The sequence below is a fragment of the Pseudarthrobacter sp. NKDBFgelt genome, from assembly GCF_046097905.1.
Classification (GTDB): Bacteria; Actinomycetota; Actinomycetes; order Actinomycetales; family Micrococcaceae; genus Arthrobacter; species Arthrobacter polychromogenes.
The window spans coordinates 1-24064 of sequence record NZ_JBJURL010000065.1 but is presented as its reverse complement, the minus strand read 5'-3'; the positions used below and the strand labels follow the sequence as shown (position 1 = coordinate 24064).

Sequence of the window (24064 nt, the reverse complement as noted above, 5' to 3'; positions counted from 1 at the left end):
CCCGCATCGGCCCCACAGTATGAGACGACGAAGGCCCGATCCCAATAGAAAAAAGATCAAAAACGCCAACAGCCATGCGCGTGGTTCCTAACAGATCGAAAAGCCAAGAGTTTTTGTCCAGATATGCAGACCTAAACACCTTCACACCCTGCATACCTGGACAAAAACTCCAAAGGTAAACTACGTGGCGCGCTTGTAGAACGGGAGATCGACGACGACGAACGGCTCCGCCTTGCCCCGCAGGTCGATGTCCAATGCCGTGCCGGCCCGGGTGAACTCAACATCGACGTACGCCATGGCGATCGGGTACCCCAGGGTGGGCGAAGGCTGCCCGGAGGTCACTTCGCCCACGGTCTTGCCGTCCTTGAGCACGGGGTAGTGTGCGCGGCCGGCGCGCCGGCCCAGTCCTTTGAGTCCCACAAGCCTGCGGCCTGCAGTGGAACCGGCTCCGGCCTCCTTCTTGGCGGCCAGGGCGGCCTTTCCCACGAAGTCGCCTTCCTTGGAGAGCGCGACGACGGGTCCCAGTCCGGCGGCGAAGGGGTCACCCTGCAGCGAGAGCTCGTTCCCGTACAGCGGCATCCCCGCTTCAAGTCGGAGGGAGTCGCGCGAAGCCAGCCCGGCAGGCGTCAGCTCCCCATCCTCCGCGATGGCGGCGAGTGCCTGCCAAAGGGCGGAGGCGTCGTCGTTCGCCACAAAGATCTCAAAGCCGTCCTCACCGGTATAGCCGGTGCGCGCAAGCAGGAGCTCCTGCCCGGCACCTCCCACAAGGAACGGAACCTCCACGGCGGCGTAGTACTTCAGCTCCGTGACCAGCCCGTGCTGGGCAGCCGGGACAAGGCGCAGCAGCAACTCCTGCGCCCTGGGACCCTGGACGGCGATCAGCGAGGTGGCCGCGGAGGCGTCGTCCACCCGGACGTTGAACCCGGCTGCACGTTCGGCCAGGGCCGCGGCCACCACGTCCGCGTTGCCTGCGTTGGGAACCACCAGGAAGCGGTCCGTCCCGTCTCCTGCGGTATCGGCCGCAGGGCGGCGGTAGGTGATGAGGTCGTCGATGATGCCGCCGTCTTCAGTGCAGATCAGCGAGTACTTGGCCTTGCCCACGGCCATGGCCGAGATCTTTCCCACCAGCGCATAGTCCAGGAACGCGGCGGCCTCCGGCCCGGTGACCCAGACCTCGCCCATGTGGGACAGGTCAAAAAGCCCTGCGGAGTTCCGGACGGCGTGGTGCTCGGCCAGTTCGGAGCTGTACTTCAGGGGCATCTGCCAGCCGCCGAAGTCGGTGAAGGAGGCACCCAGCTTCGTGTGCTCGTCATAGAGGGCGGTGCGCTTCTCAGCCATGGCAGGCGTCCTCAGTTTTCGAATTCGGAGAGCGGCGGGCAGGAGCAGATCAGGTTGCGGTCACCGGCTGCGCCGTCGATGCGGCCCACCGGCGGGAAGTACTTGTCCTGCTTGAGTGATTTCACCGGGAACACGGCCTGCTCGCGCGGGTACGCGCGGTCCCAGTCGCTGCTGATGGCGGCGGCAGCGGTGTGCGGGGCGTTCCGGAGCGGGCTGTCCGCCACCGTGAAGTCGCCGTTCGCCACCTGGTCGATCTCGGCGCGGATGGCGATCATGGCTTCGATGAAGCGGTCGATCTCCCCCAGGTCCTCGGACTCGGTGGGCTCCACCATCAGCGTGCCGGCCACGGGGAACGCCAGCGTGGGCGCGTGGAAACCGTAGTCGATCAGGCGCTTGGCCACGTCTTCGGCGGTGACGCCGGTGCGGGCGGTGAGTTCGCGCAGGTCCAGGATGCACTCGTGCGCCACCAGTCCGGCTTCGCCGGTGTAGAGGACGGGGAAGTGTTCGTTCAGCCGTGCCGCGACGTAGTTGGCCGCGAGCAGTGCGGACTTGGTGGCCTCGGTGAGACCGGTCCCGCCCATCAGCTTCACGTAGGCCCAGGAAATGGGCAGCACGCCGGCGGAACCGAAATTGGAGGCGGAGATGGGGACGTCGTTGCCTTCGGTCCAGGTGGCGGCGTTGCCGGGCATGAAGGGTGCCAGGTGCGCCTTGGCAGCAACGGGTCCGACGCCGGGTCCCCCGCCGCCGTGCGGGATGCAGAAGGTCTTGTGCAGGTTCAGGTGCGACACGTCGCCGCCGAACTTGCCCGGCTGCGCCAGGCCAACGAGCGCGTTCAGGTTGGCGCCGTCAACGTACACCTGGCCGCCGGCGGCATGGATCGCGTCGCACACCTCGCGAACATCGGAGTCGTACACACCATGCGTGGACGGGTAGGTGATCATGATCGCCGAAAGGACGTCCTTGTGGGCTTCGATCTTCGCGGCAAGATCGGTGTGGTCGATGGTGCCGTCCGATGCGGTCGCCACCACAACAACCTTCATGCCCGCCAGGACGGCCGATGCGGCGTTGGTGCCGTGGGCCGACGCCGGAATGAGGCAGACGTTGCGCTGCTGGTCGCCGCGGGAGTGGTGGTAGCCGCGGATCGCCAGCAGGCCCGCGAGCTCACCCTGCGAACCGGCGTTCGGCTGGATGGACACCTGGTCATAGCCCGTGATCTCCGTCAGCTGCGCTTCCAGGTCCGCAATGAGTTCGCGCCAGCCCTCAGTCTGCGAATCCGGAGCGAACGGGTGGATGGAGGCGAACTCCGGCCAGGAAATGGCTTCCATCTCGGCCGTGGCGTTCAGCTTCATGGTGCATGAACCCAGCGGAATCATCGTGCGGTCAAGCGCCAGGTCCCGGTCGCTGAGTTTCCGGATGTAACGCAGGAGCTGGGTCTCGGAGCGGTGCGTATTGAACACCGGGTGCTGCAGGAAGTCGGAGGAGCGTTCGACGGAGCTATCCAGCGCGAAGGCTGCGTCGCCGTCCGCCGTGGCCGGGACGCCGGAGGCCTTCACGCCAAAAGCGTCGAGGACACGGGCGGCAATGTCCGGCGTCGTGGTTTCATCGGTGGAGAAGCCGACGGTGTCGGCATCGATGCTGCGCAGGTTGATGCCCATCGCCTCGGCCGCGGCGACGACTCCGGCAGCCTTGCCCGGCACCGAAACCGTGACAGTGTCGAAGAAGCTGGTGTGCAGCACTTCGAGGCCTGCGGCCTTGAGGGACGCAGCCAGGCTCCTGGCATGGGTGTGGGCGGACTGCGCAATCGCCTTCAGGCCCTCCGGGCCGTGGTAGACGGCGTACATCGAAGCCACGATGGCGAGCAGCGCTTGGGCGGTGCAGATGTTGGACGTGGCCTTTTCGCGGCGGATGTGCTGCTCGCGGGTCTGCAGGGCCAGGCGGTAGGCGGGAACGCCGGCGTTGTCCTTGGAGACGCCCACCAGGCGGCCGGGCATCGAGCGTTCGAGGCCCTTCTGGACTGCCATGTAGGCCGCGTGCGGGCCGCCGTAGAACAGCGGGACGCCGAAGCGCTGGGCGGAGCCCACGGCGATGTCCGCGCCCTGCTCGCCCGGCGGGGTGATCAGGCTAAGGGCCAGCAGGTCGGCTGCAACGGTCACCAGGGCGCCGCGCTCCTTGGCCTCCGCGATCACCGCGGAGTGGTCGAAGACCCGGCCGGAAGCACCAGGCTGCTGCAGGACAATCCCGTTGATGGCGCCGTCCGGCAGTCCTTGGGAAAGGTCCGCCACTTCAACCTCGAAGCCGAGCGCTTCGGCGCGGCCCTTCACAATGGCAATGGTCTGCGGCAGGCAGTCTGCGTCCAGCACCGTCTTGCCGTCGCGGGCATCTGCATTCTGCCCTGTGGCCTTGTTCGCCCGGCGCATCATCAGCACGGCCTCGGCCACGGCGGTGGCTTCGTCCAGCAGGGAGGCGTTGGCGATGGGCAGGCCTACCAGGTCCTGCACCATGGTCTGGAAGTTCAGCAGCGCCTCGAGCCGGCCCTGGGAAATCTCCGGCTGGTAGGGCGTGTAGGCGGTGTACCATGCCGGCCCCTCGAGGATGTTGCGGCGGATCACCGGCGGCGTAACGGTGTCGTAGTAGCCCTGGCCGATCATCTGCACGGCCGTCTTGTTCTTGCCGGCCAGCCTGCGGAGCTCAGCGAGGGCCTCCACCTCGCTCAGCGCGCCTGCCAGTTCCAGCGGGGAGTCCTGCCGGATGTCCTTGGGGACGGCGGTATCTACCAGTGCGTCCACGGTGTCGTATCCCACGGCCTTGAGCATGGTGTCGACGTCGGACTGGCGCCTTGCGCCGATGTGCCGGTCAACGAAGGCTGCGGCAGCGGGTTCGGCAGAAGCATGGGTGGCGGTTGCCGGGGTGGCGGAGGCCGGAGATACAGTCACGAGGAACTCCATAGATAGGGCGGCGCAGGGTACGCCACATCGATTCGTGTCCCTCCCCGCTCTGTATTGGACCTGAGAGTTTCCGCGTGGCCTGCCTGGGCTGGCCTCGCTTGCACCGTCGGTGAGCACAGCTGCCTGGATTTCCGGAACCGGATCTCCGAGCCGACAGCCTGCTGCTTTCCAGAGTTGCCTCGCCGCGGCGGTACATGGGCCTGTGAGATTCCTGGGGAGGTATTGCTCCTACGGCGCCTGCTTGTACCTTCTGGCAGAACTCTCCCGCCGCAGATCAAAGGCTATTGATTTGTAGTGTTTGTGGTTGCCGGTGACGGCCCACACATGGACCAATTCTCCTACGCTGCGGGCCCGCGGGCAAATGCCGGTCAGCCCTTCAGCCGCTCCACTGCCGCCAGGAGTTCCTCCACATCTTCCCGCCTGTTCCCGGGGTTACCGGACGGCCCGCTCTCCCACATGGCATTGAAGTACAGCCCATCCCCCATGTACAGCACCGCCTTGGCCATTGCCGTGCCCACATCCTTCCCGATGAGGTCCAGCCACTGCTGCTGGATCGCCGCGAAGCGGCGCCGTGCCTCCTCGTGCGCCACTTCCGCCAGGCGGGTGGCAGCAACAAAGGAGCGGTCCATGGGGGTGTCGGACCAGAGGGACGATCGGATGAAGTACGCGGCGGCGCCTTCCTTCGCGGCCGCCATCGCCGCGAGGTCCTCCCCCGCCAGCCGGTCCAGCCGCTCGAGGGTGGCCGTGATCAGCGCTTCCTTGTTGGGGAAGTGGTACAGCAGGCCGCCCTTGGAGACGCCAGCCCGCCTGGCGACCGCATCGAGGGTGGCCGCCCGCTCCCCCACGTCGATAAGGAGCTCTTCAAAAGCATCGAGGACTGCATCTCGCGCGACGGGTTTCCTGGCCATGGTCCCATCATGCACGGTTGGGATTCGATTTCTTAACTATACCGTCCAGACGGTACAGTTAATTCCATGACACCGTCCGCCGCCGCCCAGCCGAACAGCTTCAGCCCCACCCTGTCCCCCCTGCCCGCAGGCAGCCGCTTCCGGGCAAGCCGGCGGGACTGGCTGGCGCTGGCGCTACTGATGTTCCCCGTCCTGCTGGTAGCCGTTGACAACACGGCGCTGACCTTTGCGCTGCCGGCCATCGCGAGCGCCCTGGACACCTCGGGAGTTCAGCTTCTTTGGATCGTGGACGCCTACCCGCTGGTACTGGCGGGGCTGCTGGTTGCCATGGGGAGCCTGGGCGACAGGATCGGACGCCGGCGGCTGCTGATCATCGGCAGTATTGGCTTCGCGGCAGTATCAGCAGCCACCGCCTTTGCCCCCAGCGCTGGCTGGCTTATTGCAGGCAGGGCCGCGCTGGGTTTTTTTGGCGCCATGCTGATGCCCTCCACGCTGTCGCTGATCCGGAACATCTTTCCGGATCCCAACCGGCGGCGGCTGGCCATCGCGGTCTGGGCCGCAGGGTTCTCGGGCGGCGCCGCGCTGGGGCCGATCTTTGGCGGCTGGCTGGTGGAACAGTTCTGGTGGGGAGCAGTGCTTCTGGTCGCGGTGCCCATCATGCTCCCCCTCCTGGTCCTGGGCCCCGCCTTCATTCCGGAATCCCGGGACCCGTCCCCGGGGAAGGTGGACGCGCCCAGCATCCTGCTCTCGCTGTTCACCATGGCCCCGGTGGTCTATGGGATCAAGGAGTTCGCCACCGAAGGGCCCGGCGGCGCAGCACTGGGAACCATGGCATTCGGCGTGGCAATGGGTGTTGTGTTTGTCCGCCGCCAGCAGCGCCTGCACAGCCCACTCCTGGACATTTCCCTGTTCCGGAACAGGGTTTTCAGCATGGCCATCACCGCCAACATCCTGGCCCTGTTCTCCTTCAACGGGTTCATCCTCTTCCTGGCCCAGCACCTTCAGCTCATCGAGGGCATGTCACCCTCGGCCGCCGGAATGGCGATGATTCCGGCCCTGGTGGCCACCGTTATTGCGGGGCTTGCCGCGGTGCCGGCCGTACGCAAAGTCCGCCCCGGCTTCGTGGTGGCGGCCGGGCTCGCGATGAGCGCAACGGGCTACAGCCTGGTCACTTTCGGCAGCCATGCGGGCGGTCCCTCACTGCTGCTGGCCGCACTGCTGATCCTCGCCTTGGGCGTGGGGACTGCCGAGACAATCTCCAACGACCTCATCCTGGGAAGTGCGCCGCCGGAAAAATCAGGCGCAGCAGCAGCGATCTCCGAGACGGGCTACGAGGTGGGCGCCCTGCTGGGAACCGCGGTATTGGGCTCCATTCTTACGGCCTCCTACCAGCACAACCTGCGGCTGCCGGCGGGCATCACCGACGCCGCCCCCACCGCGGGAACTGCGCAGGCCGGCGAGACCCTCGCCGGCGCCGTGGAGATGGCGGCCCGGCTGCCGCAGCCAATGGCAGACGCCGTGCGCCTGGCCGCGGCAGCGGCGTTCGATTCGGGAGTGCACATCACCGCAGCAATTGGGCTGGTACTGATGGCGACGGCGGCAGTCCTCGCCGCCGTCGTGCTTCGGAAAGTGCCCAAGGCGGACAGCTGAAAGGGGCCCTGCTCACCGGGGACAGCAAAAGGCGCCCGCAGCCGGAGGATTCCACCTCCGGCCGCGGGCGCCCTGCACTCCGCTTCGCTGCGGACGCTGCTACTTTGCGTCCGGCGCCGTAACGCTGGCAGTAGGCTTCATGTTTTCCGCGTTGACCATCCAGGCATACTGCTCCAGCTTGGCGATGAACTCGTGCAGCAGGTCCGCAGTGGTGGGATCCTCTTCATCCACTTCGTCGTGAACCTTGCGCATGGTGCCAACGGCAGCCTCAAGGGCAGCGACGATGCGTTCGATCGCGTCCTTGGTGCTGATCAGGCCTTCAGGGAACTGGGCCAGGCTCGTGGACCCGGACACGGTGGAGCTGCGGCCGTCCGGCAGGGCGTGCAGTGCCCGCATCCGCTCGGCAGTGTCATCAGCGAACTGGCGGGCAGCGTCCACAATTTCATCCAACTGCAGGTGCAGGTCGCGGAAGTTGGTTCCCACGATGTTCCAGTGCGCCTGCTTGCCCTGGATGTGCAGTTCGATCAGGTCGGCGAGCACGGCCTGCAGGTTGTTGGTCAGTGTCGGTGAAGCTTTCATGCGTCCTCCTCAAGTGGGTCCAGTAGTCCCGACGCTATCAGCACCGCAGCGTGCTGTGGCCGGTCGGCGGAGGATTTCTCAGTGAGCTTACTAATTTGTGAACACGGACATAAACGAACGGCATTCATATTTCCCCTTGCGTCCTGCATCACATCCACTCATACTAAATGAACGCCATTCATATAGTGACCGTTGTCTCAACATCTTCCAGAAAGTGGTGCCATGACCGAGACCATCCGCACCAGAACATCCCTTGCCGGTTCCGGGCCGCACTCCCCGGGGACGTCCGGCACCAGTCCCAAAGGACTGAAGGGCGGGCAGCTGGGCCTGCTCGCCGTCGTCGTCCTGGGCATTTCAACCATCGCCCCCGCCTACACCCTCACCAGCGCCCTGGGTCCCACGGTCAACGAAGCCGGGCTCCAGCTGCCTGTCATCTTCCTGATCGGTTTCATCCCCATGATCCTGGTCTCCCTCGCCTACCGGGAACTCAATGCCGATTTCCCGGACAGCGGCACCACCTTCACCTGGGTCACCAAGGCCTTCGGCCCCTGGGTGGGCTGGATGGGAGGCTGGGGCCTGCTGGCCGCGAACATCATTGTGCTCTCCAACCTCGCGGGCGTCGCCGTCGACTTCTTTTACCTCTTCCTGTCACAGCTGACCGGCTCCCCGGAGCTCGCGGACCTGTCCGCAAACAAAGCCCTGAACGTGCTGACCTGCTTTGTGTTCGTAGCCCTGGCGGTCTGGGTCAGCTACCGCGGACTCCACACCACCAAGCTCGTCCAGTACGGCCTGGTGGGATTCCAGCTGCTGGTCCTGGGGCTGTTTGTGGTCATGGCCTTCGCCAACTGGTCTTCCTCGGAAACCGCCATTCCCTTCAGCTGGGAATGGTTCGACGTCACCAGGATCGAGACCTTCGGTCAGATCGCCGCCGGCATCTCGCTCTCCATCTTTGTCTACTGGGGCTGGGACGTCTGCCTGACGGTCAATGAGGAAACGTCCAACGGCAGGAAGACTTCCGGGCTCGCCGGCACGCTCACCGCCCTCATTGTCCTGGCGATCTACCTGCTGGTGAGCATCGCCACCATGATGTTCGCCGGCGTCGGGGATACCGGCAACGGCCTGAACAATACCGAGATCCACGAGAACATCTTCACCGCCCTGGCTTCCCCCATCATGGGTCCCTTCGCCATCCTGATGTCCCTTGCCGTACTGTCCAGCTCGGCCGCTTCCCTGCAGTCCACCTTCATGTCACCCTCCCGGAGCATGCTGGCCATGGGGTTCTACGGCGCCCTGCCCGCACCGTTCGGCCGCGTCAGCAGGAAGTTCGCGACGCCGGGCTTCGCCACCGTTGCCGCCGGCATCATGTCTGCCGGCTTCTACGCGGTGATGCATGTGGTCAGCGAGAACGTCCTCAACGACACCATCCTGGCACTCGGGCTGATGATCTGCTTCTACTACGGGCTGACCGCGCTGGCCTGCGCCTGGTACTTCCGCCACAGCGTTTTCGACAGCCTGCGGCACTTCGTTCTCCGCCTGGTGTGCCCGGTGCTCGGCGGGGTGGGGCTGTTCGTGGTGTTCCTGCAGACCGCAGTGGACAGCGTGGCCCCGGAGTTCGGCAGCGGCTCGGAGATCTTTGGAGTGGGCCTGGTGTTCGTCCTCGGAGTCGGCATCCTGGCCTCAGGCGCCGCCGTCATGCTCATCATGGCCAAGGTCCGCCCCGGCTTCTTCCGCGGCGAAACCCTTAAGCGGGATACCCCCGCGCTGGTGGTGCCGGAGTAGCCGCCGTGAGCTAGTCCAACCGCCCGACCGCAGGAAAGGTGCCGTTCCCCGCACACAGGGGGAACGGCACCTCTCCGTCTAGGGCCACCTGTCACCAGTAGTGCGCCACGTCCACCACCAGGCGGGATCCCGAACCCGGCCCGTCCAGGGTGAAGACCCGGAACGGAAGTCGGGCGCGGACACCCAGGCCAATGCTGGTGTAGCCCTCGTAGCTCCCGGCCCAGACCACCTGGCGGAAGGTCTGGTAACCGGCCACGTTAGAGAGCTCGGCAGGGTCAGCCGGGTTATAGGTGGAGTTACCGTTCCCGTCGTAGGCGGGTGCGTTGACTGTCACCTGCAGGCGCCCGTTTCCCCGGACCGGGATGGTGAACCCGGATCCGTCCTGCACTATTTGGGGAACGTACCTCACGGTGTAGCCGGCGGCAGGGCCGTTGAGGTCCACCACCATCCTGTCGAAGCAGTAGTGCTGCCCCGTGCGGACGTTGGTAACGTTGGCGGTGCTCATGTCCCGGTCGGCTTTCGCCAGGGACCCCCAGACGAGCCCGCAATAGGAAGTGGTTGCCGAGGCGGGCCCCGGTGCCACTATTCCGAGCCCGGCGGCCATGAGGATGGCGGCGAGCCAGGTGGAGAACTTTTTCATTGTGGGGCCACCCATGCGTAGAGCGATGTGATAGCTCAAGGGTAGGAGCGTTTTCGGCGCAGATCGAGGCCTGTGGCCGCTTCGCCGCGCAACCGTTAGGCTGCGGTGCCGCGCATCACGCGCGCATAAATCCGGGGCGGAAAACGGGCTTTCCTTGGCCCCATACGGGCTGTTTCTGACCTGTTGCTGCGCTGTTCCTGCACCTTGCCGTTACCGGCATAACGACGGCGGCAGGAGACGAAAAAGCGCCGGCCACCTTTGGAGGTGGCCGGCGCAGGAAGTTCGGGAGGAGTCAGCCTTCGCAGTCGCGGCAGTACTTCATGCCGTTCTTTTCGCGGGCAACCTGGGAGCGGTGGCGGACCAGGAAGCAGGATGAGCAGGTGAATTCATCAGACTGCTCTGGAACAACAATGACCGTCAGTTCCTCGTTGGAAAGATCCGCGCCGGGCAGGTCTATGCCTTCGGCGGTGTCGTTCTCATCGACGTCAATGACTGCGGTCTGCGCGTTGCCGCTACGCGACGCCTGGAGGGCCTCCAGCGAGTCGGCCGGAGTTTCTTCTTCCTGCTTGCGTGGGGCATCGTAATCGGTAGCCATAGCGTGTTCACTTTCGTTGCTGCGCAGCGCCATTTCAGGCACCTCAGTGAAGCAGTTTAGGGCATGATCCCGCTACCGGCGCAATAGTGTGCTCAACCGGACACTCCGCTGCCCTGGACCACGGATTCATTGTGGCTCCGCCTGGCGTGTTCTGCCCCGGCCGCCACTCCGCTCAGGGCCGGCAGCCATCCCCAGCGGGTGGCATCAGCCATGGCATCGGCTGCCTGCTGGCCGGATTCGTAGGTAAACGTGTCAATGAGCCACGCGCGGAACCGGTCGGAGATGTTTGCGATCATGCCTGAAAGCTACGCAGCGATTGTTGTGGGCGCGTTTCGTCGCTGTCTCGCCGGCGTTAATCCGTGCCGGTTTCCCTGCCTCCTCGCTTCTACGCTGGACAGCAGGGCGGCGCAGTACGGGCACGATGACATCAGGCAAGCGGCCAAGAAGCTGCTCGGACTGATGGACTCCGACTGACCGGAACGTCCGCCGTAGCCGGGGCCGCTGCTAGGGCGCCGGCGGTGTTCCCTCTGAGGCCGTGTCCGCCGGCGGTCGCTGCCTGCGGCTGAGCAGGATAAAAGGTGCGGCGATCAGCTGCAGCGCACCGCCCACGGCCAGGGAAGCCGGATAGCCGTAGAGGTCTGCAGTCCTGCCAAGCACAGGCTGCACCACGACTCCCCCTGCCGAACCCATCAGGGAATCGAAGCTCAGCACTGTTGCCCGCTGCTTCGATGCGATCATGTCGTTCAGGTACGCCTGCCGCACGGGAGTGCCTGCCGAGGCCACCACGGCCCACAGCGCCAGGAGCGCAAGGGCAAGCCAAAAGACGGTGGTGAACATCAGTACCACCAGGATGACTGCGCTGACGATGTTGGTGGCGATCAGCACGCTGGTCCGCCGTTTGACCAGTTTCCGGATGCGCGGCGCCATCCACCCGCCCACGATGTCCGCTCCTGCCACCAGTGCCGCCGCCAGGCCGGCGATGGCATAGGCCCGGGGATCTCCAAACAGCTGCAGCAGGTAGGGCTGCAGAGCGTAGAAGACGTAGATGCCCACGCCCTCGGTAAACGGCGCAGCAAGCATGATGTACCGCACCGGCGGATGCTTGAGGCCCCCGTCCACTGAAGCTTTGAGGACGGCCCGGGTGGCCTGCACGGGGTGGGCCGAGCGTTCAGGCGTGAAGCCGACGTCGTGCATGAGCAGGAAGGCCACCGCGAACATCGCCACCAGCACACCCACGCGCACCAGGAACGGTACCCCCAGGTTCGTGGCCTGGGCGATCACCCCACCGGCCACGGAGCCGGTGAGCATGGCGACCCCGGACACCATTTGTCCGCGCCCGAGCACCACCTCCAGCCCGCCCTCATATCCCGAAAAGCGCAGGGCGTCCACCAGCCAGGCCTCCACCGCCCCCGAAAAGAAGGTAAAGCCCAGGCCCAGCAGGACCGAGACGCCGGCCCACCACCAGAACGGGGCCGAGAACTGCCACAGCAGGAAGTACAGGAAGGTGGACCCGGCCAGCGTGACGGTCCCCAGCAGGAAGGAAGCCCGCCTCCCCCAACTGTCCGCCACCACGCCGGTGGGCACCTCGAAGAGCACCATGCCCACGGTGAAGAAGGCGTTCGCGGCGAAGGCCTCAAGGTTGGTCAGCCCGGCGTCCAGCAGGAAGAGGGTGTTGATTCCCCAGATGAACGAGGCCGCCAGGGTGTTTCCCAGGGTCAGCGTGAGATAGACGCGCTGGATCTTCCTGGCAGCCGCGTTCATTGGAGGGCTGCTACGAGGGGCTGAAGCTGGCAGGCACGGGATCATGCCGCAGGTACCGGCGGCGGAAGCGCCCCGTTCCGGCGGTGAGCGCCCGCAGGTCCACGGCGTACCGCAGGAGCTCCTGGTCCGGGACTTCAGCGCCGATTTCAGTCAGGCCCCCGCCCGAGGACGTGGTGCCGGTGAGCCGGCCGCGACGGGATGACAGGTCACTCATCACTGACCCCACGTGCTCGTCCGCCACCGAGATGGTCACTGACGAGACCGGTTCAAGCAGCTGGATCCGCCCGGCCGCCGCGGCCTCCCGCAGGGCCAGTGCCCCCGCCGCCTGGAATGCTGCGTCCGAGGAATCCACGCTGTGCGCCTTGCCTCCTGTCAGGGTGACCCGCAGGTCCACCACGGGGAAACCCGCGCTCACGCCCTTCTCCATTTGCGCACGGACGCCCTTTTCCACGGACGGGATGAAGGTCCCAGGAATAACGCCACCCACCGTCTTGTCCACGAATTCGAACCCCCCGCCGCGGGGAAGCGGCTCCACGTCGATGTCGCAGACGGCGTACTGCCCGTGGCCTCCGGACTGCTTGACGTGCCGGCCGTGTCCTGCCGCGGGTGCTGCAAAGGTTTCCCGCAGGGGCGTCACCACGTCCACCGTGTGCAGTTTCACGCCCTGGTCGCGGAGCCGGTCCAGGACTACCTCGACGTGGGCCTCGCCCATGCACCAAAGGACCAGCTGGTGCGTTTCTGAGTTGCGTTCCACACGGAGGGTGGGATCGCCGGCCGCGATCTTCCCCAGGCTGCGAGCCAGCGCGTCCTCGTCGCTGCGCGAATCGGGTTCCACCGCCACCGGCAGCAGCGGCTCGGGCATCTCCCACGTGGCCAACAGCAGGGGCCGGTCCCGTCCGGAAATAGTGTCCCCCGTTTCGGCGCTTCCCAGTTTGGCCACCGCGCACATGTCGCCGGCCACGCAGTACGGCACAGGCCGCAGGGAGGCCCCCAGCGGTGAGTAGAGGTGCGTGACGCGTTCGTCCGAGTCGTGGTCCGGGTGGCCGCGGTCCGCCAGCCCGTGGCCGCCGACGTGCACGGGCGCATCCTCCCGCAGCGTCCCGGAGAAAACCCGGACCAGGCACACCCGGCCCAGGAACGGATCGACGGAGGTCCGGACCACCTCCGCCGCCAGCGGTCCCGTGGGATCGCACCGCAAGGCATCTGCTGGTGAACCGCCAAGGTCGGTCGCCCCGGGCACGCTGCCGTCCGGCGGCGACGGAAAGGCCCGGACCAGCACCTCCAGGAGTTCCGCGGTGCCCAGCCCGCTCACGGCCGACGTGGACAGGACCGGGAAGAAGGTGCCTCGTTCGACGGCGGTTTCCAGGTCGGCGATGAGGACATCAGTGTCGATGTCCTCGCCTTCGAGGTAGCGGTCCATCAGGGTCTCGTCCTCGCTCTCGGCGATGATCCCCTCAATGAGATCACCCCTGGCGGCACCGGACGCGGCGAGTTCCGCCGCATCCGCTGCCCGCACGGCAGCGGCCGGCTCCCCGGACGAATAGTCCGTAACCGTGCCGGACAGCAGTCCCAGCAGGCCGGTGACCTCACCGCCCGCCCGCACCGGGACATAGAGCGGCAGGACGCCCTCGCCGAAGGACTTCCGGCAGGCGGCCAGGACGCCGTCGTAATCTGCCCGCGGGTGGTCCATCCGGGTGATGGCGACGGCGCGGGGCAGCTGCATGAGCTCGCACTCACCCCACAGCGCGGTGGTGGTGGCGTCGATGCCGTCGACGGCGGACACCACGAACAAGGCGGCGTCCGCCGCGCGCAGGCCCGCCCGGAGCTCGCCGATGAAATCGGGGTAACCGGGAGTATCCAGGAGGTTCACTTTGATGCCGTCGATCAGCAGCGGCACCAAAGACAGGGTCACGGAGCGTTGCTGGTGCACGGCAGCGGGGTCGGAATCGCTGACCGTTGTCCCGTCCGGGATGGATCCTTTGCGCGTGATCATTCCCTGGGCAGCGAGCAGTGCTTCTATGAGCATGGTTTTTCCGGCGCCCGAATGGCCTACGAGCGCCACATTCCGGATTCTGGCCGGATCCTCCGCGGCAATTCCGGCAGAGGCGTCTGCACGGCGCGATTCGGCTCCGTTGCGGCCAGCTGCCGTCCTGCCTGGGTCCTTGGTGCCCTTGACCGACATGGGAAACCTCCTGGCGTCTTTGCCATCCGACCGGACTGAAATGTGTCCTCTGATTCGACACCCTGGAGGGTGGATCGGCAAGAGCCGCAGGGCCTGGGATTAGCTTCCGCGCGCCTTCCGGGTGGCGGCGTCATTGGCCTTCTGGATGGCCTTGACCAGCTCGTCCTTGTCCATGGTGGACCGGCCGTCGATGTCCAGCTCCTGGGCAAGCTTGTAGAGGTGTTCCTTTGAGGCGTTCGCGTCCACCCCTCCCGCGGTGGGCTCGGATGACGTGCCGCCCTCCTCGGCCCGCTTGTCCGAGGGGCCGCGCTTTTCCTTCGGCTCCCAGTGGTCTCCCACCTTCTCGTAGCTGTGCTTGAGGGAGGCGTAGGCCGCCCGCGCAGCCCGGCCCTCGTCATTGTCATAGCTTTCAAGGGCTGAATCGTAGGTCTTGGCGAACGTGTCCTGGGCCTTTTGCTCAGAGCGCTGCAGGGTGGAGGGAAGCTCTTCCTTGCGGGCGTGGTCGTTCTTGCCGGTCTTGGGCATGGCACCCACGCTCCTTTCATCAGCAGGCTGATCATGCGGATGACACCAGCTTAACTGGCGGGGTGCACGGAGAGGCGGGCGGCCTGAACGGAATGTCTGGCGGTGGAGCCCCCTGTCGGATTCGAACCGACGACCCCCGCTTTACAAGAGCGGTGCTCTGGCCAACTGAGCTAAGGAGGCGTGCCCCTGCGGGCGGCGCCTGAACGGCGCTAGATAAGGTTAGCCCAACTGCTGCCGGTGGTAAAAACGCCGGCGGCCCCCACAGGTTTCAGGGTTAAAGCCGGCGGCCCGTTCCCGGAAGAATCCGGGAGCGGGCCGCTGGGTGTACAGGTGCGGGAAAGGTGTTAGGCCTTGGCGTCGATTGCCGCCTGGATTTCGGCGTTCAGGTCGGTGCCGCCGTCCCACTGCTTGCCGTCGATGAAGACCGTGGGCGTACCGGTGATGCCGGTGTTTGCTGCCAATTCCGTGGAGTACTTGACGTAGGGGCGGAAGGTCTTGTCGTCCACGCAGCTGTTGATGTCCGCACCGATGTCGGTGGCGAGGGACTTCAGCTTGTCATCGGACAGGCCGGCACCGCCTTCGGCGGGCTGGTTCTCGAAGAGGACATTGACGTATTCCCCGTACTTGTCGGGGGCCGTGTCGGCAACACATGCAGCCGCGTTGGCGGACCGGGATGAGTAGTTGGTGCTGGACTGGCGGTCCAGGAAGCCCAGGGGGCGGTACTCCATGGTGATCTTGCCTTCATTGCGAAGGCTTGTCAGTGCCTCGTTGTAGGTCTCTTCGAAGCGCAGGCAGACCGGGCAGATGAAGTCGATGTAGGCAATGACCTTGACGGGCTGCCCTTCTTCGGCTTCTGCCCCCGGTGCCACCACGGGGCTGGGCGGGGTTTCGGGCTTGGTCAGGGTGGTCACGTCAACGGTGGCAGGATCCGTCTGCTTGACGTCGGTGTTGGCCAGGAGGGTCACGCCGCCATTGACGTTTGCGTTGGCGGGCACGGGCCCCTGGTCGGCGATGGGGGTGTTCTGCCTGATGCTGGTGGTCACCACCAATGCGACAACAGCCAGGATGGCCACGACAGCCGCCACGATGCCCCAGCCGATGAGCAGTTTGTTGCGCTTGTCCTTTTTCAGCTGCGCTTCACGGATCAGGCGCGCCTTTTCGCGCGCCTCCGCGGTTCGCTCAGCCTTGGACTTACGGACTTCGTTTGCAGGGCTCATGTGTTCCTTGGGTCGGTTGACGTGGGGGGACCACTTCGTGGCAACTCCAAACATTTTAGGGGAGAAAGCTGGGAGCTTGCTCCTTCAAGTATTGGCGGGGTTGACGAACGGCCGAATAGCACGGAAGATTCCGTCCCGTTAGGGTGGGCAGAGAGGCACAAGCAACCCCAGGGGGCCGCAATGCAAACACCCGTCCAGGAAAAACCCACCGCCCCGGCGACGTCCGGCGCCGCCGGAGCAGGCCACGGCGGCGAAACAAAGTACGACTTCATGGTGGTGTCCAACAGGCTGCCTGTGGACCGCTGCGCCCCCGGCGACAGCGGGGACGACGGCTCCGGCTGGCGCCGCTCCCCAGGCGGCCTGGTGACAGCACTGGCGCCCATGATGACCAAGACAGACGGTGCCTGGGTGGGGTGGCACGGCGCGCCGGACGAGACGGTCAAGCCCTTCAGCCACGGCGGCATGGACCTCGTCCCGGTCCAGCTCAGTACCGACGACGTGGAGCTGTACTACGAGGGGTTCTCCAACGCCACCCTCTGGCCGCTCTACCACGACGTCATCGCACCGCCGGAGTTCCACCGGACCTGGTGGGACGCCTACCGCAAGGTCAACCGAAGGTTCGCCGACGCCGTCGTCCGCCATGCCGACGAGGGCGCCACGGTATGGGTGCAGGACTACCAGCTCCAGCTGGTGCCGCGCATGCTGCGCGAAGCGCGGCCGGACCTCCGCATCGGGTTCTTCAACCACATCCCCTTTCCTCCGCCCGAGATTTTTGCCCAGCTGCCATGGCGCCAGGCAATCATCGACGGGCTCCTCGGAGCAGACCTGGTGGGCTTCCAGCGGACCAGCGATGCCGGCAACTTCATGCGGTCCGCACGCCGCTTCCTGGGCGCCAGCGTCAAGCAGCAGCAGGTGCACGTCAAGGGTCCGGACGGTAAGATCACCCACATTGCCCGGGCCCAGGCCTTCCCCATTTCCATCGATGTGCGGCACATCAGCGAGCTGGCCGCCACACCGGAAATCGTTGAGCGGGCACGCCAGATCCGCCAGGACCTTGGCAACCCCAAGACCATCCTGCTCGGCGTGGACCGGCTGGACTACACCAAGGGCATCCGGCACCGCCTCAAGGCCTTCGAGGAGCTCCTGGCGGACGGCAAGCTTTCTGTCGGTGACGCCACCCTGATCCAGGTGGCCAGCCCCAGCCGCGAACGCGTTGAGCAGTACCGGCTCCTGCGCGAGGAGGTGGAGGGAACCGTGGGCCATATCAACGGCACCTACGACACCATCGAGAACACTGCCGTCCGCTACCTGCACCACAGCTACCCCGTTGAGGAGATGGTGGCCCTGTACCTCGCCGCCGACGTCATGCTGGTGACGGCCCTCCGGGACGGTATGAACCTCGTCGCCAAGGAGTACGTCACGGCACGAACCAACAACGACGGCGCCCTGGTCCTGAGTGAGTTCGCCGGCGCAGCCGACCAGCTGAAGCAGGCCCTGCTGATGAATCCCCACGACATCGACGGGCTCAAGGGAGCAATCATGCGCGCCGTGGAGATGCAGCCACGGGAAGCCGGCCGCCGGATGCGGGCCATGCGCAAGCAGATCCTCGAGCACGATGTGGACCACTGGTCTGCCGACTTCCTGCACGCGCTCAACGAAAAGGTTGTCCGTGATGACTCCTGATGCCAGCCACGCGAAGGACAAGCTCGCGCTGACTCCTGAACTTCGGGAGGCCATCCGGGAGATCGCCGGGACCGAGCACCTGCTGGTGGCCATGGACTTCGACGGAACCATGGCGCCTATCGTCGGCCACGCGGACGACGCGCGGCCCCTGCCGCGCTCCGCAACGGCTTTCGCCGGGCTGGCCGTACTTCCACGAACGACGACGGCACTCATCTCCGGACGCGCCCTCGCCAGCCTGCGCGCCGTCGCGTCCCCTCCGGTGAACACCCTCCTGATCGGCAGCCACGGAGCAGAGGCATGGCTGGGCCCTGGATCCACCGGGCTGACGCTCGAACCCGAGCAAGAAGCGCTCCTTGCCGAGGTGCGCGCCGTCTTGGAGGACATCGTCAAGGAAGCACCGGGCACCATGCTCGAGGACAAGCCGGCCGGGGTGGTGCTGCACACCCGCCTCGCCCCCGACGACGTCGCCGACGATGCCGTGGCTGCTGCGCGTTCCCTGCTGCAGGACCGCAAAGGGGTGTTCCTCAAGGACGGCAAGCGCGTCCTTGAGACCTCGGTGGTCAATGCTTCCAAGGGCGAAGGCGTCACCTTCCTGCGGCAAATCACCGGCGCCACCGGGGTCCTGTTCGCCGGCGACGACACCACGGACGAGGACGCCCTGGCTCGGCTGGAGCCGGGGGACGTCGGCGTCAAGGTGGGCCTGGATTTCACCCAGGCCCAGTACCGGGTAGAGGCGCCGGTCCACGTGGCGGAACTTTTGGAGGTACTGCTTCAGGAGCGCAGCATGGCCGTCGCGGAGGAAGATCCCGGGACTTGAGCGCCGTGATGCGGCGCACGCGGGTTGTGCAAGCTCACGTGTGACGTCCGTAACATTTGCAACCATTGGCGGAACATCTGACATACTCTTGCTTGTGATGTGGCGCACAAGAACCGTGCGGCGTCACTCAATGCCCTCCTGTTTCGGCTGGACGGCGCCTGCAGTACAAAACTGAACAAACATGAACCATTCACAACGGATCGTCCGGCACGTACCTGCCGGTGAAGGGATTGATAACTGTGGCTACAGTTACTTTTGATAACGCGACGCGTCTGTACCCGGGCACAGATAAGCCCGCCGTCGATAAGCTCAACATCGACATCGCCGATGGCGAATTCCTGGTCCTCGTTGGACCCTCCGGTTGCGGTAAGTCCACCTCCCTGCGCATGCTCGCAGGCCTCGAGGACGTCAACGCCGGCCGTATCCTGATTGGCGACCGCGACGTCACCGATGTTCCGCCGAAGGACCGCGACATCGCGATGGTTTTCCAGAACTACGCGCTGTACCCCCACATGACCGTGGCCGACAACATGGGCTTCGCCCTGAAGATCGCAGGCGTCTCCAAGGAAGAGCGCGCCGAGCGCGTCCGCGAAGCAGCCAAGCTTCTTGACCTTGAGCAGTACCTGGACCGCAAGCCGAAGGCACTCTCCGGCGGCCAGCGCCAGCGCGTCGCCATGGGCCGCGCCATCGTGCGTAACCCGCAGGTCTTCCTCATGGATGAGCCGCTCTCCAACCTGGACGCCAAGCTCCGCGTCCAGACCCGTACCCAGATCGCCTCGCTGACCCGCCGCCTGGGCGTCACCACCGTCTACGTGACCCACGACCAGGTCGAGGCCATGACCATGGGTGACCGCGTTGCTGTGCTGAAGGACGGCCTGCTGATGCAGGTTGACACCCCGCGCAACCTGTACGACAAGCCCAAGAACGTCTTCGTTGCCGGCTTCATCGGCTCCCCCGCCATGAACCTGCTCGAACTCCCGGTCGTCGACGGCGGCGTCCAGTTCGGCGGAACGGTGTACCCCGTGCCGCGCAACGTCCTGGAAGAGGCGCACGGCTCCACGGTTACCCTCGGAAGCCGTCCCGAGGACCTCGAAACTGCGCCCCAGGGCGAAGGCCTGAAGGTTGAGGTCGACGTCGTCGAAGAGCTCGGAGCCGACGCCTACGTCTACGGCCACACCACGCTTGACGGCAAGGACCACGACATCGTGGCCCGCGTCGACGGCCGCCGCCCTCCAATGAAGGGCGAGATCATCTACGTCCGTCCGCAGTCGGGCCACGTGCACCTGTTCGACACCAAGACCGGCCTGCGCCTGGGTGACTAATCCCCACTGGTTCCCTAACCTCGCTTCGGTTAGGGAACCCTGCCGGCGTGGGCCCACCTGCCGGCATCAAACCAACCCACGGCGGCCCGCACCCTTCGAAACGGTGCGGGCCGCCGTCGGCCTTTAACCGGGCGGACAAAAGAATTAGCTGGCCGCCCCTATGTACGGAAGAATTGACCCCATGACCGAGGAATACAGCGCCCAGTGGCACGACGAACCCACCGACTACGCGCAGATCGGCAAACTGCCGCGGTTTGTTGCCGCCAGCGCCGATGACGGCAAGGCGGCCTCGGTTTCCAGCTCCCTGAACATCACGGCGGCTGCGGCCGATCCCGAACTGCTGGACCTTCCCTGGCACATCGCCCTGGAGGACTGGCCGGCGGAAAACCTGGCGGCCCTCCCCCGGGGCATCTCCCGCCACATCGTGCGCTTCGCCCACCTTGGCGGCTCCGTGATCGCCATCAAGGAAACCTCCGAGCACGTGGCCCGCCACGAGTACCACATGCTCCGGAAGCTGGCCCGCCTTGACGTCCCCTGCGTGGAGCCCGTCGCCGTCATCACCGGCCGCACCACCCTGGACGGACGCCCGCTGAACCCGGTGCTCGTCACCAGGCACCTGAAGTTTTCCATGCCGTACCGTGCCCTGTTCTCCCAGATGCTCCGCAAGGACACCCTGACGCGCCTCATCGACGCCCAGGCGCTGCTCCTGGTGCGGCTGCACCTCATCGGCTTCTACTGGGGCGATGTTTCCCTCTCCAATACGCTGTTCCGGCGCGACGCCGGCGCGTTCGCTGCATACCTGGTTGACGCTGAAACCGGCGAGCTCTACCCGGACCTGTCCACGGGCCAGCGGGAATACGACCTCGAGATCGCACGGGTGAACATCGCCGGTGAGCTGATGGACCTGCTCGACGGCGGGCTCATCGAGGAGAAGGTGGACCCTGTGGCCACCAGCGAGCTCATCATGGACAGCTACCGCCGGCTCTGGGCGGAGCTTACAGAGAAGGAGTCCTTCGAACTCGGTGAGCGCTGGCGCGTGAGTGCAAGGATCCGGCGGCTCAACGAACTCGGCTTTGACGTCGAGGAATACGCCATCAAGACCACCCAGAACGGGTCCACCATTCAACTACAGCCCAAGGTGGTGGACGCCGGGCACCACCAGCGGCGGCTGCTGCGCCTCACGGGCATCGACGCGCAGGAGAACCAGGCGCGCCGGCTGCTGAACGACATGGACTCCTTCCGTGCGGACAACAACCCGAACATGGACGAGGAATACAGCGCCCACCTCTGGGTCAGCCAGATCTTCGAGCCGATCGTCAGATCCATCCCGCGGGACCTCTCGGGCAAGCTGGAACCGGCAGAAGTGGTGCACGAGGTCCTGGAGCACCGCTGGTACATGTCGGAGAAGCAGGAGCGGCACATTCCGCTGGCGGAGGCCGTGCAGTCCTACATTGACTCCATCCTGCGCCACCGCCGTGATGAAGCCGCGATCATGCTGAACCCGGACACGGGAATGCTGAAGATCCTTGAAGTGGAGACGGAAGAGTCCCGCTACGGCGACGATGAGTCGATTGACGAATACCCGGACTCCGACGACTAAGGCTAGATTGCCTTTCCAGGGTTGAGGATCCCCTCGGGATCAAACAGTTCCTTGATCCTCCGCTGGATCTCGCGGACCGGCTCCGGCTGCTCCTGGCCCAGCCAGCGCAGCTTGTACTGCCCCACACCGTGTTCGCCGGTGATGGTGCCGCCCATGGCCAGCGCGGCGGTGATGGACTCGTCCAGGACCCGCTGGAGACGTTCCAGGGCGCCGGCGTCCACACTGCCGCCCGCCCGGTCGATCCAGAAGGTGGGATGCAGGTTGCCGTCTCCCGCGTGGGCTACAACTTTGAGGTGCACCCCGTAGTCCAACGCCATGGCATCCAAGGCTGCAACGTAGTCCACCAGCCGGGAACGGGGAACGGCGACGTCCTCGCCCACGCGGTATTCGTCGTCGACCTCCACTCCCCGGCTGTGGCGCCGGAGCTCCACCAGCCGTTCAGCCTCCGCGCTGGCTTCAGTGGTGACGGCCGCGCCGCCCGCGAGCAGCACTTCACGGACCACTTGGGCCTCCGCTGCGGCACCAAACCCGTCGGTTTGGACCAGAAGCAGCGACCGGCCGCGGGTCGAGAGATCGGACCCGTGGATGTCATCAAGCTGGGCCAGCGTGCCGCCGTCGAGCAGTTCCATGATGGCTGGCTGGACCCGGGCCCTTCCCACTGCCAGGACGCCTGCGGCGGCCTGCCGGAAGTCGGGGTAGAACGCTGCGACGGTATGCACGTCACGGGGCAGGTACTTCAAGCGCACGGTAACTCCGACCACAATGCCGAGCGTCCCTTCGGAGCCTACAAAAAGCCCCGTGAGATCGTAGCCGGCTACCCCCTTGAACGTTTGATGGCCGGTATGGATGAGCGAGCCGTCCGCGAGCACCACGTCCAGCGCCAGGACGGAGTCCCGGGTGACCCCGTATTTGGCGCAGCGCAGCCCGCCGGCGTTGGTGGCCACGTTCCCGCCGATGGTTGAAGTACGGAAGCTGGCGGGATCGGGCGCGTACATCAGCCCATGGTCCGCCGCCGCATCGTTCAGGACAGCATTGACGACGCCCGGTTCAACCACTGCCGTCTCGTCGTCCGGGTTGAGCGCGAGGATCCGGTCCATGCGCTCCAGGGACAGGACAATGCAGTTCTTCGTGGCGTGGGCCCCGCCGGACACACCAGTGCCCGCGCCGCGCGCCACGATGGCTACGCCGGTACCGGCGCACGCGCGGACTACGGCCTGGACCTCTTCCACGGATTCCGGGAAGACAACAGCCAGCGGCAGCTGGAAGTCGATCACTGGGGCCTGGTCCACCGCGTACCGGCGGAGGGAGACTTCCTCCTCGTCTACCTGCCCGGGTGCCAGGATCCTCTCCAGCTCGTCAACTATGCTTCCCAACCTGGCCTCCCTACGTCGTCGCGGATTCTCCCAAGTCTAGGGGGAAAACCCGACGGGGCTCGTTGGCGGATGCCCCAGGCAGGCACTCGTCCGCAGCGTGAATACAAGCTCAGGCAGCGCCCATGAAACGGGCGTACCTCCCAAGGATCTCAGGCCAGGCTTCGGCGTAGGTGGCCCGTGTGGCAGCCGGGTCTTCAGCCCCCTCCCAACCGTCGTGGAATATCCTTACTTCGGCTCCGTCCGGGACAGCCCGGAAGGCGACCAGGAGCTCCGTGGACCACAGCGCCGTGGTACCGGGATGCCAGGTGGCGTGGAATGACAACGGAGGCTGCCAGTCATCCAGCGTTCCCCAGATGCTGGTGCGGCCGTCGTCCGCCGTTTCGAGGATGAGGTTCTCCTCGAACTCAACATATGAGCCGGCCCCATAGACGCCGTACGATTCCAGTGGCCACCAGAGGTGGGTGTGGTCCGTGAAGCCAGCGAAGGCATGCGCGACGCTTCCCGGTACGACCACCGTGTGCACCAGTGGCTCCAGGAGCTCGAAATCGGCGCGGCCGTCACCCCCGGACGGTTCGTTCTTGTGGCTGAAGAGGCTGTCCATGCTGCCCAACTTTACCGCTCATCCCTCCCCTGCGATGCTCTCTCACTTGTTGCAGGGTTTCCCGGGATGCTCTCTCACCTGATGTGGGGTTTCCCGGGACGCTCTCTCACCTGATGCGGGGTTTCCCTGGACGCTCTCTCACTCGATGTCGGGTTGCGGCCGTTCCTTGCCGGCAGAAGGTGGGAGAGGATCGTCCGGGAAGCGCCATCATGTGGGAGAGGATCGTCCGGGAAGCGCCATCATGTGAGAGAGGATCGTTCGGGAAGCGCCATCAAGTGCGGGATCGTCCGGGAAGCGGCATCAAGTGCGAGAGCATCGAGGAGGGAAGCGCCATCATGTGAGAGAGGATCGTTCGGGAAGGCGACGTTGTATGAGAGAGCGTCGGGGGGTGGGTCGTCCGGGCTTCGCGGGGCCCGTGTTGTGGGTCTTAAATGTGGGAGGCCCCAACCATTAGTGGTTGGGGCCTCGACCCTTTAGTGTGTGTCCGGCGGTGACCTACTCTCCCACACCCTCCCGGGTGCAGTACCATCGGCGCTGTGGGTCTTAGCT

The 24064-nt window shown here is 65.6% G+C and carries 20 protein-coding genes, 1 tRNA gene and 1 riboswitch; of the genes, 6 read left to right on the top strand and 15 right to left on the bottom strand.

Going from position 1 to position 24064, the window contains the following annotated elements; all coding sequences use genetic code 11:
* The 4 genes from ACKAE7_RS15885 to ACKAE7_RS15870 form a co-directional block, all read right to left on the bottom strand.
* Nucleotides 1-76 (bottom strand): serine dehydratase beta chain (locus ACKAE7_RS15885; RefSeq protein WP_387442595.1); only part of this gene is annotated, 76 nt, incomplete at its 3' end.
* Nucleotides 77-180: 104 nt separating this feature from the next.
* Nucleotides 181-1338 (bottom strand): glycine cleavage system aminomethyltransferase GcvT, encoded by a 1158-nt coding sequence (gene gcvT / locus ACKAE7_RS15880; protein ID WP_408979710.1) that lies wholly within the window; start codon nucleotides 1336-1338, stop codon nucleotides 181-183.
* A gap of 11 nt (nucleotides 1339-1349) precedes the next feature.
* On the bottom strand, nucleotides 1350-4283 hold the full coding sequence (gcvP, locus tag ACKAE7_RS15875; protein WP_408979709.1) for an aminomethyl-transferring glycine dehydrogenase: 2934 nt from the start codon (nucleotides 4281-4283) through the stop codon (nucleotides 1350-1352).
* A 178-nt stretch (nucleotides 4284-4461) separates the two neighbouring features.
* Nucleotides 4462-4560, bottom strand: a riboswitch (glycine riboswitch).
* Between the two features lie 91 nt (nucleotides 4561-4651).
* Nucleotides 4652-5191, bottom strand: coding sequence for a TetR/AcrR family transcriptional regulator (locus tag ACKAE7_RS15870; RefSeq protein ID WP_188811042.1), 540 nt, complete (start codon nucleotides 5189-5191; stop codon nucleotides 4652-4654).
* 66 nt (nucleotides 5192-5257) lie between these two features.
* Here ACKAE7_RS15870 and ACKAE7_RS15865 point away from each other — a divergent pair, with 66 nt between their 5' ends.
* Complete coding sequence (locus ACKAE7_RS15865) at nucleotides 5258-6841, top strand: MFS transporter (RefSeq protein ID WP_188811040.1); 1584 nt, start codon at nucleotides 5258-5260, stop codon at nucleotides 6839-6841.
* Nucleotides 6842-6940: 99 nt separating this feature from the next.
* Here the strand turns inward: ACKAE7_RS15865 and ACKAE7_RS15860 are convergent, their stop codons facing one another.
* On the bottom strand, nucleotides 6941-7420 hold the full coding sequence (locus ACKAE7_RS15860) for a Dps family protein (protein ID WP_104189606.1): 480 nt from the start codon (nucleotides 7418-7420) through the stop codon (nucleotides 6941-6943).
* A 222-nt stretch (nucleotides 7421-7642) separates the two neighbouring features.
* On the opposite strand from ACKAE7_RS15860, the gene ACKAE7_RS15855 reads away from it, so the two are divergent.
* Nucleotides 7643-9199 carry an APC family permease gene (locus ACKAE7_RS15855; RefSeq protein WP_188811038.1) on the top strand — a complete coding sequence of 519 codons (1557 nt, stop codon included), beginning with the start codon at nucleotides 7643-7645 and terminating at the stop codon, nucleotides 9197-9199.
* Between the two features lie 91 nt (nucleotides 9200-9290).
* Here the strand turns inward: ACKAE7_RS15855 and ACKAE7_RS15850 are convergent, their stop codons facing one another.
* The 8 genes from ACKAE7_RS15850 to ACKAE7_RS15815 all read right to left on the bottom strand — a co-directional run bounded on the left by ACKAE7_RS15850 (nucleotide 9291) and on the right by ACKAE7_RS15815 (nucleotide 16119).
* Entirely contained in the window at nucleotides 9291-9839 is a 549-nt protein-coding gene (locus ACKAE7_RS15850; protein ID WP_188811036.1) for a hypothetical protein, read from the bottom strand.
* Nucleotides 9840-10131: 292 nt separating this feature from the next.
* Nucleotides 10132-10434 (bottom strand): DUF4193 domain-containing protein, encoded by a 303-nt coding sequence (locus ACKAE7_RS15845; protein WP_188811034.1) that lies wholly within the window; start codon nucleotides 10432-10434, stop codon nucleotides 10132-10134.
* A gap of 92 nt (nucleotides 10435-10526) precedes the next feature.
* Complete coding sequence (locus tag ACKAE7_RS15840; RefSeq protein WP_188811032.1) at nucleotides 10527-10730, bottom strand: hypothetical protein; 204 nt, start codon at nucleotides 10728-10730, stop codon at nucleotides 10527-10529.
* 208 nt (nucleotides 10731-10938) lie between these two features.
* A complete protein-coding gene (locus ACKAE7_RS15835; RefSeq protein ID WP_188811030.1) occupies nucleotides 10939-12195 on the bottom strand; it encodes an MFS transporter in 1257 nt (418 codons plus the stop codon).
* A gap of 10 nt (nucleotides 12196-12205) precedes the next feature.
* Nucleotides 12206-14377, bottom strand: a complete 2172-nt coding sequence (locus ACKAE7_RS15830; protein ID WP_408979708.1) for an elongation factor G-like protein EF-G2 — start codon at nucleotides 14375-14377, stop codon at nucleotides 12206-12208.
* A gap of 99 nt (nucleotides 14378-14476) precedes the next feature.
* On the bottom strand, nucleotides 14477-14902 hold the full coding sequence (locus ACKAE7_RS15825; protein ID WP_188732293.1) for a ChaB family protein: 426 nt from the start codon (nucleotides 14900-14902) through the stop codon (nucleotides 14477-14479).
* A 103-nt stretch (nucleotides 14903-15005) separates the two neighbouring features.
* Nucleotides 15006-15082, bottom strand: a tRNA-Thr gene (locus tag ACKAE7_RS15820).
* Between the two features lie 164 nt (nucleotides 15083-15246).
* Complete coding sequence (locus tag ACKAE7_RS15815; protein WP_188732292.1) at nucleotides 15247-16119, bottom strand: thioredoxin domain-containing protein; 873 nt, start codon at nucleotides 16117-16119, stop codon at nucleotides 15247-15249.
* Between the two features lie 180 nt (nucleotides 16120-16299).
* On the opposite strand from ACKAE7_RS15815, the gene ACKAE7_RS15810 reads away from it, so the two are divergent.
* The 4 genes from ACKAE7_RS15810 (at nucleotide 16300) to ACKAE7_RS15795 (ending at nucleotide 21541) form a co-directional block, all read left to right on the top strand.
* Nucleotides 16300-17802, top strand: coding sequence for a trehalose-6-phosphate synthase (locus ACKAE7_RS15810; protein WP_188811024.1), 1503 nt, complete (start codon nucleotides 16300-16302; stop codon nucleotides 17800-17802).
* Nucleotides 17792-18619 carry a trehalose-phosphatase gene (gene otsB, locus ACKAE7_RS15805; RefSeq protein WP_408979707.1) on the top strand — a complete coding sequence of 276 codons (828 nt, stop codon included), beginning with the start codon at nucleotides 17792-17794 and terminating at the stop codon, nucleotides 18617-18619. Before ACKAE7_RS15810 ends, otsB begins: the two co-directional genes overlap by 11 nt.
* A 239-nt stretch (nucleotides 18620-18858) precedes the next feature.
* Nucleotides 18859-19941, top strand: a complete 1083-nt coding sequence (locus ACKAE7_RS15800; RefSeq protein ID WP_188811020.1) for an ABC transporter ATP-binding protein — start codon at nucleotides 18859-18861, stop codon at nucleotides 19939-19941.
* A gap of 181 nt (nucleotides 19942-20122) precedes the next feature.
* A complete protein-coding gene (locus ACKAE7_RS15795) occupies nucleotides 20123-21541 on the top strand; it encodes a DUF4032 domain-containing protein (RefSeq protein WP_174179679.1) in 1419 nt (472 codons plus the stop codon).
* Nucleotides 21542-21543: 2 nt separating this feature from the next.
* Here ACKAE7_RS15795 and ACKAE7_RS15790 read toward each other — a convergent pair whose 3' ends face one another.
* On the bottom strand, nucleotides 21544-22914 hold the full coding sequence (locus tag ACKAE7_RS15790) for an FAD-binding oxidoreductase (protein ID WP_408979706.1): 1371 nt from the start codon (nucleotides 22912-22914) through the stop codon (nucleotides 21544-21546).
* A gap of 109 nt (nucleotides 22915-23023) precedes the next feature.
* Complete coding sequence (locus ACKAE7_RS15785; RefSeq protein ID WP_408979705.1) at nucleotides 23024-23515, bottom strand: hypothetical protein; 492 nt, start codon at nucleotides 23513-23515, stop codon at nucleotides 23024-23026.
* Nucleotides 23516-24064: the final 549 nt, after the last annotated feature.